Below are 13,936 nucleotides of genomic sequence, written 5' to 3' on the forward strand. Positions count from 1 at the left end.
GCGGGATGGAGCAGTCTGGTAGCTCGTCGGGCTCATAACCCGAAGGTCGTTGGTTCAAATCCAGCTCCCGCTACCAAGTTTCTAAAAGAGGCTCACAACAAGGTGGGCCTTTTTGCACAGTGGGATTTGAAAAAAGTCTTAAATTGTGCAGTAATTGGGGCGATTTACGCCCTTTTTTATTGGCTATCGTGTAGTGTCGACATTATTTGATCAAATCTCCATGTTTCACTACTACTATAGTTTGTAGTGGTTTGTAGTGGTCAAATAGATCATAAAATCGCACCAGATGACGAGAGTAAATGAAGCTATCAAATAAAACTCAAGCACTTCAGGACTTGATTGCACCGGCAGTTGAAGCCTGTAATGTAAACCTTTGGGGGATTGAGTTCCTGCCACAAGGGAAACGTTCGTTATTACGTATCTATATCGACAAACCAGTCGATGAGAGCGTTGCACCAGTCGTTAATGAAGATGGTGAAGAAGAACAGGGGCGTGGTATTGGCGTTCAGGATTGTGTGCGTGTCACGCAGCAAGTGGGTGCAATGCTGGATGTCCATGATCCAATTTCAGGTGAGTATTCACTTGAAGTTTCATCACCAGGCTGGGACCGTCCTTTTTTTCAGCTTGAGCAGATGTCAGGTTATATTGGTCAAACCGTAGCACTACGATTGATCAGCGCAGTAGATAACCGTCGTAAATTCCAGGCAAAACTGGTTGCTGTCGACCTGGAAAATGAAATGATTCAGGTTGAAGTGGAAAAGCAGCAGGTATTGGAGATCGACAGTCACAATATTGATAAAGCAAATTTGGTCTTCCAAGATTAATTTAATAAATAAGAATTTGAACGCATAGGTGACGTATGGCACGTGAAATTCTGACCGTCGTTGAAACGGTTAGTAACGAAAAAGGTGTACCTCGTGAAGCGATCTTTGAGGCGCTTGAGCAAGCTTTAGTTGCAGCGACAAAGAAAAAATTCTACGAAGGTACAAATTCGGAAGAAGCACGTTTACGTGTAGAAATCGATCGCAAGACAGGTGACTATCGCACTTTCCGTCAGTGGGAAGTGGTGGCAGATGAAGATCATGAAATGCCAGCTTGTCAGGATGCGATTTCTGATGTTGATCCTGCAAAATGGTCAATTGGCGACATTCGTGAACTGGAAGTTGAATCGATTGATTTCGGTCGTATTGCGGCACAAATTGCCAAGCAAGTGATCGTACAGAAAATCCGTGAAGCAGAACGCGCACTTGTGGCAGATGCTTATGAATCTAAAGTCGGCGAGCTGATCTACGGTGAAGTGAAAAAACAAACCAAAGATGGCTTTATTATCGACTTAGGTGACAATGCCGAAGCTTATCTTGCCCGGGAAGAAATGATTCCGAAAGAGATTCTTCGTCCAAAGCAGCGCGTAAGTGCAATTCTTTATAGCGTGAACCGTGAAGGTCGCGGTGCGCAATTGTTATTGTCGCGTGCCAAGCCTGAAATGCTGATCGCATTGATGAAGAAAGAGATCCCTGAGATTTCTGAAGAAATTATTGAAATTAAAGCTGCAGCTCGTCAACCGGGCGTGCGTGCCAAGATTGCAGTAAAAACCAATGACCACCGTATTGACCCGGTGGGTGCTTGTATTGGTATGCGTGGTACCCGAATTCAGGCTGTACAGCAAGAGCTCAATGGTGAGCGTATTGATGTCGTAGTCTGGTCGGATGATCCTGCGCAATATATCGCAAGTGCATTGGAACCAGCAGATGTATCGAGTATTGTCATCGATGAAGATGCACGTACTGCGGATATTATCTTCGCTGCCAGCGATCAGTTGGCACGTGCGATTGGTTCACAAGGTCAGAACGTTCGTCTGGCATCAGAACTGACTGGCTATAAGCTGGACATGATGCTGGAAGAGGAATACTACGCCCGTCAACAAAACGAAGCGCAACAATATCTGGACATGTTTGTACAACGTCTGGATATCGCGGAAGATTTGGCGATGGCATTAGTAGAAATGGGCTTCACCTCGCTTGAAGAAATTGCTTACGTCCCGGCAGAAACATTCGATGAAATCGAACTTGATGCTGAACTAGTTGAATTATTGCAAAGCCGTGCGAAAGAAATTGCACTTGCTGATGCATTACAACAGCAAGAGAATATCCAAGCGCCAAGTGAAGAACTTGTTGCAATGGAAGGCATGACAGCAGAGATCGCGCAAGCTCTAGCAGCTCGTGGTGTGGTAACCGTGGATGATTTAGCAGATCAGGCAACCGACGATATCGCAGATATTGAAGGTTTGGGTGCTGAGAAAGCGGGTCAACTCATTATGAAAGCGCGCGAATCATGGTTTAACTAGGAGGTAGTATATGACGGACAAGTCAATTAAAGAGTTAGCCCTCAGCGTGGGTCGTCCAGTTGAGAAGCTCCTAGAGCAGGTTCGTGAGGCAGGTTTACCACAGCGTAAAGCTGACGATATTATTACCACCGAACAACAAGATAGCTTGATGAGCCATGTGAAAAAATCACAAGGTTCAGAGAGCCAAGCAGGGCAAATCACGTTGAAACGTAAAACGACCAGTACGGCTAAAGTAGCCAGTACTTCAGGTAAGGCAAAAACAATTAATGTAGAAGTTCGCAAGAAGCATACATTTGTTAAGCCAGATCCGGAACAGATCAAAGCAGAAGCATTGGCGAAAGCCAAGGCTGAGCAACAGGCCAAAGCTGCGCCTGAGCAGAATACAGCGCAAGCGGCTTCTGCTGAAGCTCCAAAAACTGGCGTCAATAATGCCAGTAAAGCGCTAGAAGCGATGCGTGCTGCTGCAAAGCAAACCAGTGACAAGCAGGAAGTTTCTAAAGCTGCAGTTGTGGTAAAACGCAAATCAACCAATAAACCGATTGTAAAACAAACGGTTAAGCAAGTAGAAACAGCTGAACAGAAAAAACTACGTGAAGCGGAAGCAGCAAAATTAAAAGCTGTTGAAGAAGCAGCACGTCGTAAAGCGGCTGAAGAAGCGCAGCAACGTACGCTTGAACAAATGCGTCAAATGGCGACCAAGTACTCTGCTGAAGATACCACTGCAACCATTCGTGTTGTTGATGATTCTCCTCTGGCAGCCGGTCTTGTTGGCCAGGCATATGAAGACTCTTTTGCCAAAGAAGACCGCGAAATCAAACGTGGTACCAATACGCCGAGCGCGCGTGCACCGAAAAAAGGTGGCCGTCGTGGTCAGGAAGAGCAAAGCTTCAGCAAACAGCCTAAACGTGGTTTAAAAACCAGCCAGGGCAACAAGCATGGTTTCGAAAAACCTGTGAAAAAACAGGTTTACGATGTTGAAATCGGTGAAACGATTGTAGTTGCTGACTTGGCTGCGAAAATGGCAGTTAAGGTTCGCGAAGTGATTAAATCACTCATGAAAATGGGTGAGCTAGTAACTCAGAACCAGGCGATTGATCAGGAAATTGCTGCACTTGTGGTTGAAGAAATGGGCCATAATCCGGTACTGGTTTCTGATACACAAGCTGAAGATAACTTGCTGGAAGCAGCTGAAGAAGCACGTGGTGCGCAAACCACTCGTGCGCCTGTTGTGACTATCATGGGTCACGTTGACCATGGTAAAACATCACTGCTTGACCGTATTCGCCGTGCCAAAGTGGCTCAAGGTGAAGCGGGCGGTATTACCCAGCATATCGGCGCTTACCATGTAACTACCGATAAAGGTATTATTACTTTCCTTGATACTCCGGGACACGCAGCGTTTACTGCGATGCGTTCACGTGGTGCCAAAGCGACTGATATCGTGGTACTTGTTGTAGCAGCAGATGATGGTGTGATGCCACAAACTGCAGAAGCAATTGATCATGCGCGTGCTGCAGGTACGCCGATCATTGTTGCGATCAACAAGATGGATAAAGAGTCTGCTGATCCAGACCGTGTTCTGAATGAATTGACTGCTAAACAGATCGTGCCTGAACAATGGGGCGGTGATGTGCCGGTTGCCATGGTTTCAGCCCACACGGGTCAAGGTATTGATGAGCTGCTGGACCTGATTTTGATTCAAGCAGAAATGTTAGAGTTGAAAGCATCTGAAGAAGGTGCTGCGCAAGGTGTGGTTATTGAAGCACGTGTAGATAACAGCCGTGGTGCTGTGACTTCTATTCTTGTTCAAAACGGTACCCTGAAAGTGGGTGACCTGGTACTTGCTGGTTCGTCTTATGGTCGCGTACGTGCGATGACAGATGAAAACGGTAAACGTATCAAGTCTGCTGGTCCTTCAATTCCGGTTGAAATTCTGGGTCTTCCAGAAGCACCAATGGCGGGTGATGAAGTTCTTGTGGTCAGCGATGAGAAGAAAGCACGTGAAGTTGCTGATGCGCGTATGGACCGTGAACGTCAAAAACGTCTTGAGCGTCAATCTGCAATGCGTCTTGAAAATATCATGGCATCTATGGGCAAGAAAGATGTGCCTATCGTCAATGTGGTACTGAAGACTGATGTACGCGGTACGCTGGAAGCCTTGCATGTAGCACTTGCTGAACTTGCAACAGATGAAGTGAAAGTACGTATTATCGGTTCAGGCGTTGGTGCAATCACCGAGTCTGACGTAACACTGGCTGAATCTTCAGAAGCAGTTCTGCTTGGCTTTAACGTACGTGCGGATAATGCAGCACGCCAAAAAGCCGATGCGGACAATATCGACATTCGTTACTACTCAATCATCTATCAATTGATCGATGACGTGAAAGCAGCAATGAGCGGTAAGCTTGCACCTGAACATCGTGAAACGATTCTGGGTGTTGCACAGGTACGTGAAGTATTCCACTCAAGTAAATTCGGTGCGGCTGCAGGCTGTATGGTGCTTGAAGGTGTATTACATCGTAACAAACCGATTCGCGTATTACGTGATGACGTGGTTGTGTTCCAGGGTGAGCTTGAATCTCTTCGTCGCTACAAAGAAGTGGTTGAAGAAGTTCGTGCCGGTATGGAATGTGGTCTTGCGGTGAAAGGCTATAAAGACATCAAACCTCTCGACAAGATCGAAGTGTACGATGTTCAACTGATTAAACGGAGTCTTTAATGGCGGGTAGTCAACGTCTGAAGCGTATGGCGGATACAGTACAACGCGAGTTGTCAGAACTGATCCGTCAGGAGCTGAAAGATCCACGCTTAGGTGGTCTGGTGACCATCTCTGCGGTGAAGGTGAGCCCAGACCTGGGATATGCGGAAGTTTATGTCACTGTAATGGGACGTGAACTTGGCGACGAACAAAGCGAAGCGGCAAATAAAGAAACTCTGGATGTATTAAACAAAGCATCCGGTTTCCTGCGCCATGAGCTGAGTCGTCGTATTAAAACCCGTATTACGCCTCGTCTACGTTTCCATTATGATAAGACCAATGCATATGGTAACTATATGTTTGGTTTGATCGCTGAAGCTGTGAAGGACTTACCTGAAGCAGAAGCAAAAAAAGACAATGAATAAGTCTTAACACAATAAAAAAGCCACCTTTGGGTGGCTTTTTTATTGTCTGGTTGTATCAAAAATTAAGCTACTGATAGACCAATCTAAAAATAGTCTGGATTAAGTGAGATCATCATCTTTATGGTTCATTTTTTTCTCATAAAAAGCACGGCGACGTGAGCGCTGCCAAGGCAGAGGGCGTTCCAGCGTTTCCGGAACCTCGCCACTCAAAGAGCGTAAACGCAAATGTAATGCAGCCTGTGCCATCAGATTGGCAGATACCGGTGCGGTAATGAAGGCGAACAGGGTGATGAGCACTTCAGCAAAACCGAAACGGCCATATATGGCCGAGAACAGAATTGAGGCCATCAAAAAGCTGCCCAGGCCCAAAGTACTGGATTTGGTCGGGGCGTGCAGACGCATAAACAGATCGGGCAGACGGACCATACCGATCCCGCCGACCAACATAAAGAAAGCACCAATCAATAAAAAAATCGACACCAGTATTTCTAAAATTAAGGACATTTAAAAACTCCTAGTCGATCACATGGCCAGTGGTGAAATAACGTGCCAAGGCTGCAGTCGAAACAAAGCCAAGCATCGCAACCAGTAAGGCCCCTTCAAACAGGAAGCTGCTACTCCAGTAAATCCCTAAAATGACAATCAGACAGGTGGCATTCAGGAACAGGGTATCGAGTGCCAAGAGCCGGTCAACGATAGAAGGGCCAGTGATGAGCCGGATCAGGCAGAGTAACATCGAGACAGTGATAGCACCCAGGCAAATCATTAATGCATAAGGCAGAATAGTCATGCTTTTTCTCCTGTCTGTGCGCTGAAAATTTCAATCAGAGGCTGTTCGTAGCGCTGTTTGATCGTTTCGATTTCTGCTGCTTCATCCTCTGTGCTTAAGGCATGAACCAGAATATCACCACGATCCTGATCAATGCCTGCAGATACTGTACCGGGCGTTGTAGTAATGATCATTGCCAGCAAGGCATTGACTTCCTCATGCTCGGTTTCCAAAGGCACGCGAAACCATTTCGGATGCAGGTTCTTGGTTGGACCAAGTACCAGTTTTGCGACTTTAATATTGGCTACTACAATATCCCAAACCACGACAAAGAACAGGCGCAGGGCAGGAGCCCACTGGATATTCGGGGTATAGTCAATAAAAGGTGCAACCATTTTCGGAATGACAATCGCCAGAACCAGCGCGAAAAGCAATGTTCCAGCTTCCAGATTATGTGCCAGCAGAATCCAGCTTAGCCCAACGATCACAGAAACCAGCGGATGCGGGAACCAACGTTGCAGGAATGATACAGCCATTAAGGTCCCTCCACCGGTTTAAGTTGATTATCATCATATCTGTTTTGTTCAACATACTGCTGATCAATCTGGCGTTGCTTGAATTCAGAAATGTTTTCACCTTCCAGAGTGGCTTCCGAAATCGTATAAGGAACCAGATGTGCATTCGGATCGACTGTCTCACCACCGTACTTGGTTTCAGGTAAATAGCTTGGATCAAAAGGTTGCACACTGATAAACTGGCCTTCTGCATCGCGTTTTAACAAGGCAGCTTCATAAACCGGATTATTTTTAATCTGTTCTGCAGTCTGATAATTATATTGATAGATCGGTCCGGCAAACACCACATAGGCAGTCAGGCCAGCAAGCAATAGATAGATTACACGATCATTACGTGCGGGTGCCTTACTTGGTAGGGCTTCGTATTTGTGAAAATCTTCAGAATTAAGGTCATCCTCAGGTCTGGTCGAACGCCAGAACAGCACGAAACCAACCCGGGTAAAGGCCAGAATACTGAGGAAGCTTACCAATAAAATGGTCAGGATAATAATCATCTGATAGTCTGAATTGGCAGAAGCCTGCAAAATAAAGACTTTACCGAAGAAACCACTAAACGGTGGCAGGCCGGCCATCATCAAGGCAATGATGAAATAGACAATCGAAACCAGCTTGTTCTGTTTCATCAGTGGCGCGATTTTAAAGTGATCCTTAAATTCGCCGCGCTGTGAGGTAATCCAGCCTGACAGGATATAAAAGGCTGCGCCAATCAGGGTACTGTGCACCATATAATACAATGCACCGGCCCAGGCTGCAGTTGTATTCATGCCGATTGCTACCAGAATTGTTCCGACTGAAGACAGCACCATAAAGCCGATAAAACGGCGCAGACGTTCTGTGCCGATTGCGCAAATCACGCCATAAACCGACGTAATCAGACCAATCACCAGCAGGCAATTCATCAGGATCTGGTGGCTGTATTCATCATCAAAAACAGTTCCATTAATCCGTAAAATTGCATACACCCCGACTTTGGTCATGATGGTAAAGAGTGCTGCCACAGGTGTGGTGGCTACGGCATAGGTTTTGGGTAACCAGAAGCCAAGCGGTAGCATCGCCGCTTTAATTCCGAACACGACAAACAGCATTAATCCACCAGCAACCGCCAGCTTGTGCTGATCTTCAGCGAGGGTAGGCATCAAGCGGGCCACATCTGCCATATTCAGACTGCCGACACTGCCATAAATCATCCCGAGTCCAATCAGGAATAGGGCAGAAGCAAACAGATTAATGGTGACGTAGTGGATTCCCAGCTGGAAACGGGCCTTGCCTTGTCCATGTAGCAGTAGTACATAGGATGCCATCAACAAGATTTCAAAAAACACGAACAGGTTAAACAGGTCACCGGTCAGGAAGGCACCGGTCAAACCCATGAGCAGGAAATGCACCATGGCATGGAAATAACGCCCACGCATATCCCATTCTTTACTGGCATACCAGAGCACCGGCACTGCAAGGGCATAGGTCAAAACCAGCATCATCGCAGAGAGCTGATCGAGAACCAGTACAATACCAAAAGGTGCGACCCATTCGCCCAGCGTATAAACATTGATCTGACCCTGACTACTGTCTACTAAATAGCTGACAGCAATGATCAGGCCCAAGATACTCGAGACATAGCTGATACCCCGACGCCAGGGCTGACGCCAGTCCGTCACCAGAGAGCCTGAACCCGGGTTGCCTAAAAGAACCAGGACAAAAGCGGTAAAGGCCGGTAAAAGAATACTGAAAATAGGGGTATGTTGATTCCAGAAATTGAGAAGATCAGTCATTAAGGCTCATCCTCGCGCGGGTCAAGATTTGGTATTTCTTCTTTGGAGTCAACGTGGTCTGTTCCTGATTCGTAGCGGCTACGCAATGCCAGTTGGACAATAAAGGCAGTGGTGGCAAAGCCAATCACGATGGCTGTCAGCACCAGTGCCTGAGGAAGGGGATCGGTCACTTTCGAGGCTTCAGTCAATACTGCAGGCGAATTCATCTGAATTCGGCCCATGGCAAATAAAAACAGGTTGACTGCATAACCAATCATGGCGAGACCCAACACTACCGGGAAGGTACGGGCACGCAGGATCAGATAAATGCCTGTGGCCGTCAGCAGGCCAATCGCAGAGGCTAATAAAAATTCTAAACTGATCATTCTATTATCCTCTTGGTACAGGGCCAGTCATGCTTGAGTGACGTGAATCGCCTAAGACTGAAATCATCAGCATCGTTGCACCCACAACAGTGACATAAACGCCAACATCAAACAGCGCAGCCGAAGCCAAATGCATTTCTCCAATCATTGGCGGAGAGACATAGATATGTGCACTGGTCAGGAATGGACGTGACCAGAACCAGGCCGCGACACCGGTCAAACCGGCAATGGTTAAGCCGACTCCAATCCAGATTTCATAGAGACGGCCAGATTTGGCCCCCAGCAACTGTTCGGTTTTATCCTGCCCCACTGCGATATATTGAATAATAAGTGCCAGTGAGGTGACCAAGCCTGCAATAAATCCACCGCCTGGCAAATTATGGCCACGCATAAAGATGTACAGGCTGACCACCAGTGCTACAGGCAAGATCCATGATGCAGTAATACGTAACATCAGGGGTGAAGGATTAAAACGATAGGTCAGACCCTGGGTGATGGTGGCGCCATGGGCACGCATTCCATCCATCAGGCTAAGTACACCAATCGCGGCAATTCCAAGTACGGTAATTTCGCCAAAGGTATCGAAACCACGGAAGTCGACCAGAATCACATTCACCACATTGGTGCCGCCGCCCAGTGGAATCGACTGTTGCAGGAAGAACCATGAAATGGAATTATGATCACGGGTCATGATCAGCCAGGCAATAGCTGCTATTCCAAGACCGCCACCTATTGCAATAATGGCATCACGCCAGCGACGGGTCGGACTCGATTCATACGGTGTTAACTGAGGCAGTAAAGATAAACTCATCAGTAGCAGAACCGTGGTGACCACATCGACCGTAATCTGGGTCAATGCCAGATCGGGTGCCGAGAAACCGATAAAAACCATGGTGACGACCAGACCGACTGCACCGCTAATCAGTACAGCTTTAATCCGCTCATGATGGAACCACAGCAGCATCCAGCAGGCAGAAAACAGGAGTAACCACAAGATAATCGCCAGAGCAGGGGCGTGGGTCAGTTCACGTGTACCCGTGCCCACCGCATTGTTCACCAGTGGGAAACTGACCAGTGCGACAGTAAAAATCACGATCCACAATAAATAGCTTTGTAATTTGCCATTTTCAGTGGCACGGCGGAAACGGCGTGAATTCAGCAGCAGATTTTTCAAAAACAGTTCGAACAATACCCGGCCCTGCAAGCGGCCCAGTTTTGGATCCAGGTCGATTTCGCGTAAGGTACCACCTTTGGCAAGAGAAAAATAGAAGATGACTCCGCCAACGAGGGCTATCACGCTCATCAGCAGCGGCAGGTTGAAGCCATGCCATAGTGCCAGATGAGTGCCTTCAAAAGCAAAATCCTGAGTCGATGCCCGGGTGGAGCTGTTTACAATTTTTTCAACCAGAAGTGCCGGGAATATACCCACCAAAATACACAAGATTGCCAATAAGGTTGCGGGTGCACGCATGCCAAACGGAGGTTCATGTGCATCTTTATTCGGAACCTGCTTGCCTAGCGGACCATCGAAAAATACCCCATGCACCAGTCGAGTAGAATAGGCGACTGCAAAAATCCCGGCCAGTGTTGCGACAATGGCTGAAACGACCATGACCGGACCACTCAAGTTCGCGACCAGTTCGGTAAAGAACATTTCCTTGGACAGGAAGCCATTGGTCAGTGGCACACCTGCCATAGCCGCCGCCGTAATCATGGTCAGGGTAGCGGTATAGGGTAGCAGTTGCCATAAGCCTGACAGTTTGCGCAAGTCACGTGTGCCCGATTCATGGTCGATAATTCCGGCAATCATAAACAGGGCCGCTTTAAAGGTGGCATGGTTAATAATATGAAAAATTGCAGCTGCAACCGCCAGAGGAGAACCGATCCCAAGCAGACACATGATCAGGCCTAAATGGCTGATGGTTGAATAGGCGAGTAAGCCCTTCAGGTCTTCCTTGAAAATGGCAAAAAAAGCGGCCATACATAGGGTAAACAGACCGACAAAGGTTACAATATTATGAAACAGTGCAGCACCGACGAAGATCGGTAGCAAGCGTGCGACCAGAAATAAACCGGCTTTGACCATAGTGGCCGAGTGTAAATAGGCCGAGACAGGTGTCGGCGCAGCCATGGCATTCGGTAACCAGAAATGGAAGGGAAACTGCGCACTTTTGGTAAAAGCACCGAGTAAAATCAGCAAGAGAGCCGGTACAAATAAAGCATGTGACTGAATCTGTTCGGTCATCGTAAGGATTTGATCAATCTGGTAGGTACCAGTGATTTGACCAAGCAGGATAAAACCACCCAGCATGGCCAGACCACCCAGTCCAGTAATGGTCAGAGCCATACGTGAGCCACGTTGCGCAGCTTCGTAATTGCTCCAGTAACCCACTAGCAGGAAAGATGAAATACTGGTCAATTCCCAGAAAACCAATAAAAGAATCAGGTTATTTGACAATGAAATCCCGAGCATAGCTGCCATAAACAGCATCAGCAGAAGATACAGCTTGCTCAGCGAATTTTTGGGATTCAGATAATAATAGGCATAAATATAAATCAGCGTACCAATCCCGCTGATCAGCAGGGCAAACAGCAGTCCCAGGGAATCCAGACGAAAACTGAAATCAATACCCAGCTGCGGCAGCCAGGACCAGGTCTGGGTAATCACTGCGCCATCAAATATGGCAGGCGCCTGACTCAATAATAATAAGAAACTGCTGAGGCTGACACCAATTGCCCCTAAAGCCGTTACCTCGCGCGAAAATTGCTTCAGCCACGAGACAAGGGTTGTGCCTAATACTAACGGTAACAATATAATAATCGGCAGCACACTCGTATCCATTGTCGTGATTTAGGCTGTGATCAACCTAGGGTGAATCTTTATCTTCCAAGGACTACAGGACCACAAGGAGCGATCCAAACTTCTCAATCTTGAAAGCCAAAAGAATATTCAAAAAGAATATAAAACAGTTGTATTGCGCAACTTATGAACGATAGCAAATTCCGATTTTACAATGAAATTCGCAAATAAATCCGATCATATTACAGGATAACAACAACATCAACGTTTTTATGTGGAACTTATAAATTATACGTGAGCTTGGTTTTAACAGCAGAGGGATGCTTAAACAGATCATCCAGAAGTGACCGAAAATTAAGATTAGATCTCAGCCATTGATTGTAAATATAAATAAAAACAGGGTTTCTTATGCTGGGGAAACTGCCTGACTCGATATTTTTCTTTTCAAGCCTCTCTATATCAGGTCCCTAAAATGTACTTGGTTGTTTTTGAGCTTTTGGGGAGCTTTATCTATATAAACATTTTCTAATGGCTACCAGATACCTACCTAAATCTGTTTCATGAGCTTGGGCAGAGTGGAAAATGGCCTGGCTATTTTTGCTAAACAGAGTAATTATCATGAATAAAGTACTTTGATGGACGTTACTTTAGTCCCATGTTGTTCACATCTATATTTGTATCTTAACCGGCTGCCTGGCGGAGTGACTGCGGCATTTTGATTTTCAGTTGCTGAATCAGGTCATAAATGTGATGAATATTTAAACTCACTTTGGCACGGGTACAGGCCACATAAAGTAATCTTAATTCTTCATCACTAATTTTATGGTCTTTTTCATTCAGCTTGAATTGATAGTCATCTTCAATATGAACCCGATCCCACTCCAGACCTTTGGCTTTGTGCGCCGTGGAAATAATATAGTCAGCCTGGGCAATCGGGGTAATTTTAGCCAGGGCTTTTTTCAGCGGATCGGTGCCATGCTCGTCCACCAGTTTGACCAGTGGCTTGATGTCACTGCCTTCATTGGTTTCACAGTATTCATGGACATCATGCCAGGAGTTAAACCAGGCCAGTTCCGGCACATCAACCACACGCTTGCCCTGTTTTAGTATAGCAGCCGCATCGACAAAGCGATTCAGTTTGACATGATCGGCCTGCAGGCTGACTTTGTCACCGCGTACCAGTCCGGCCAGTAGCAATTCCATGGCCCGGGCATTGGTCCGACATAAAATTGCATCACGCATTTTGGTATGCGGTTTATTCACGACTTTAGAATCTAACAACGGATTGCCCAGCAAAGGCACAGTCTCATTGAGGGCACCTAAAATGGCATTGGCATTCAGGGCAATTTCAGGACCAAAACGAAATGAGGTGGTCAGACGTGATTCAGGCAGAGGCAGTTGCTGCATGGCATTGACTGCACCGCGCCAGGCATAGATCTGCTGATGCGCATCTCCAACATAAATCACTTGGGTGCTGCGCTGTTTCAGTAGAATTCCCAGCATTAAGGGATCGGCATCCTGAGCTTCATCGAATAGCACATAATCGGCCGGAATATTCGGCTCAGACAGTGCCCAGAGTTTCAGGTAAATGTCATGACCAATGCCGGCCTGATGATTTGGATCAATCGACTCTAGCCAGCGCCGTTCGACTGCCGGATAAAGCTTCTGCTGCAAGGTCTCGATATCATCCGGATGTAGCCAGCTTGGCGCCTGAATATGCCGCGGGGCAGGATACTGCGAACTGGTCGAACAGAAATAGCCGACCGCATTGGCGACCAAGCTTGCCAGTCTTGATGGCATCAAGACATATTTCTCATAGCGTCCGCCCATCATGCGGCGCATGGTCATCGGTTCAAGCCGGTACTCTTTGGCAATAAAACTCGGACTCAAGCGTGGCAGACGCAGCTTGTCGGTCACTCCACGTGGAACACTGCGAAATGCCAGCGAGTGAAAAGTCCGGCAATCCACACCCCGGTGGAACTTGGCCTGCGCTTCACTGGCAATGGCTTTGTTAAAGGCCAGATACATGCCACGTCTTTGCGGCATGGCATCACTGATCATTTGCAGGGTAGTCGTTTTACCTGTACCTGCATAGGCAATCACCTTAAAGGATTTGCCCAGACGTGCGTTATCAATAGCAGTCGCCTGCTCATAGGTCGCGGTCGGTTTTTTTAAATCAGACACAGATGAA

Annotated in this window: 11 protein-coding genes and 1 tRNA gene; 5 read left to right on the forward strand and 7 right to left on the reverse strand. The window is 47.0% G+C overall.

The window, feature by feature from the left end:
* The 5 genes from H9629_RS08570 to H9629_RS08590 all read left to right on the forward strand — a co-directional run bounded on the left by H9629_RS08570 (position 1) and on the right by H9629_RS08590 (position 5,467).
* Positions 1-76, forward strand: a tRNA-Met gene (locus tag H9629_RS08570).
* A 223-nt stretch (positions 77-299) separates the two neighbouring features.
* Positions 300-824, forward strand: a complete 525-nt coding sequence (gene rimP / locus H9629_RS08575) for a ribosome maturation factor RimP (protein ID WP_064094629.1) — start codon at positions 300-302, stop codon at positions 822-824.
* Positions 825-859: 35 nt separating this feature from the next.
* On the forward strand, positions 860-2,344 hold the full coding sequence (gene nusA / locus H9629_RS08580) for a transcription termination factor NusA (protein ID WP_064094628.1): 1,485 nt from the start codon (positions 860-862) through the stop codon (positions 2,342-2,344).
* 10 nt (positions 2,345-2,354) lie between these two features.
* Positions 2,355-5,063 carry a translation initiation factor IF-2 gene (gene infB / locus H9629_RS08585; RefSeq protein WP_064094627.1) on the forward strand — a complete coding sequence of 903 codons (2,709 nt, stop codon included), beginning with the start codon at positions 2,355-2,357 and terminating at the stop codon, positions 5,061-5,063.
* Positions 5,063-5,467 carry a ribosome-binding factor A gene (locus H9629_RS08590; RefSeq protein WP_064094626.1) on the forward strand — a complete coding sequence of 135 codons (405 nt, stop codon included), beginning with the start codon at positions 5,063-5,065 and terminating at the stop codon, positions 5,465-5,467. Before infB ends, H9629_RS08590 begins: the two co-directional genes overlap by 1 nt.
* 99 nt (positions 5,468-5,566) lie before the next feature.
* Here H9629_RS08590 and H9629_RS08595 read toward each other — a convergent pair whose 3' ends face one another.
* From H9629_RS08595 to H9629_RS08625, 7 genes are all read right to left on the reverse strand, one after another.
* On the reverse strand, positions 5,567-5,971 hold the full coding sequence (locus H9629_RS08595) for a Na+/H+ antiporter subunit G (RefSeq protein ID WP_064094625.1): 405 nt from the start codon (positions 5,969-5,971) through the stop codon (positions 5,567-5,569).
* Positions 5,972-5,981: 10 nt separating this feature from the next.
* Positions 5,982-6,257 (reverse strand): monovalent cation/H+ antiporter subunit F, encoded by a 276-nt coding sequence (locus H9629_RS08600; protein WP_064094624.1) that lies wholly within the window; start codon positions 6,255-6,257, stop codon positions 5,982-5,984.
* Positions 6,254-6,772, reverse strand: a complete 519-nt coding sequence (locus H9629_RS08605; protein ID WP_064094623.1) for a Na+/H+ antiporter subunit E — start codon at positions 6,770-6,772, stop codon at positions 6,254-6,256. The genes H9629_RS08600 and H9629_RS08605 overlap by 4 nt, the downstream gene beginning before the upstream one ends.
* Positions 6,772-8,580 carry a monovalent cation/H+ antiporter subunit D gene (locus H9629_RS08610; RefSeq protein ID WP_064094622.1) on the reverse strand — a complete coding sequence of 603 codons (1,809 nt, stop codon included), beginning with the start codon at positions 8,578-8,580 and terminating at the stop codon, positions 6,772-6,774. The genes H9629_RS08605 and H9629_RS08610 overlap by 1 nt, the downstream gene beginning before the upstream one ends.
* Positions 8,580-8,945 (reverse strand): Na+/H+ antiporter subunit C, encoded by a 366-nt coding sequence (locus H9629_RS08615; RefSeq protein WP_004281114.1) that lies wholly within the window; start codon positions 8,943-8,945, stop codon positions 8,580-8,582. Before H9629_RS08615 ends, H9629_RS08610 begins: the two co-directional genes overlap by 1 nt.
* Before the next feature lie 4 nt (positions 8,946-8,949).
* Positions 8,950-11,787, reverse strand: a complete 2,838-nt coding sequence (locus H9629_RS08620) for a monovalent cation/H+ antiporter subunit A (protein ID WP_064094621.1) — start codon at positions 11,785-11,787, stop codon at positions 8,950-8,952.
* A 639-nt stretch (positions 11,788-12,426) separates the two neighbouring features.
* A complete protein-coding gene (locus H9629_RS08625) occupies positions 12,427-13,929 on the reverse strand; it encodes a UvrD-helicase domain-containing protein (RefSeq protein WP_064102425.1) in 1,503 nt (500 codons plus the stop codon).
* Positions 13,930-13,936: the final 7 nt, after the last annotated feature.

This window comes from Acinetobacter pecorum (assembly GCF_014837015.1).
Classification (GTDB): domain Bacteria; phylum Pseudomonadota; class Gammaproteobacteria; order Pseudomonadales; family Moraxellaceae; genus Acinetobacter; species Acinetobacter pecorum.

What these genes read in the sequence shown, in the direction of transcription:
- rimP (WP_064094629.1), top strand. Translation starts at nt 300, where the DNA reads ATGAAGCTATCAAATAAAACTCAAGCACTTCAGGACTTGATTGCACCG.
- nusA (WP_064094628.1), top strand. Translation starts at nt 860, where the DNA reads ATGGCACGTGAAATTCTGACCGTCGTTGAAACGGTTAGTAACGAAAAA.
- infB (WP_064094627.1), top strand. Translation starts at nt 2,355, where the DNA reads ATGACGGACAAGTCAATTAAAGAGTTAGCCCTCAGCGTGGGTCGTCCA.
- H9629_RS08590 (WP_064094626.1), top strand. Translation starts at nt 5,063, where the DNA reads ATGGCGGGTAGTCAACGTCTGAAGCGTATGGCGGATACAGTACAACGC.
- H9629_RS08595 (WP_064094625.1), bottom strand. Translation starts at nt 5,971, where the DNA reads ATGTCCTTAATTTTAGAAATACTGGTGTCGATTTTTTTATTGATTGGT.
- H9629_RS08600 (WP_064094624.1), bottom strand. Translation starts at nt 6,257, where the DNA reads ATGACTATTCTGCCTTATGCATTAATGATTTGCCTGGGTGCTATCACT.
- H9629_RS08605 (WP_064094623.1), bottom strand. Translation starts at nt 6,772, where the DNA reads ATGGCTGTATCATTCCTGCAACGTTGGTTCCCGCATCCGCTGGTTTCT.
- H9629_RS08610 (WP_064094622.1), bottom strand. Translation starts at nt 8,580, where the DNA reads ATGACTGATCTTCTCAATTTCTGGAATCAACATACCCCTATTTTCAGT.
- H9629_RS08615 (WP_004281114.1), bottom strand. Translation starts at nt 8,945, where the DNA reads ATGATCAGTTTAGAATTTTTATTAGCCTCTGCGATTGGCCTGCTGACG.
- H9629_RS08620 (WP_064094621.1), bottom strand. Translation starts at nt 11,787, where the DNA reads ATGGATACGAGTGTGCTGCCGATTATTATATTGTTACCGTTAGTATTA.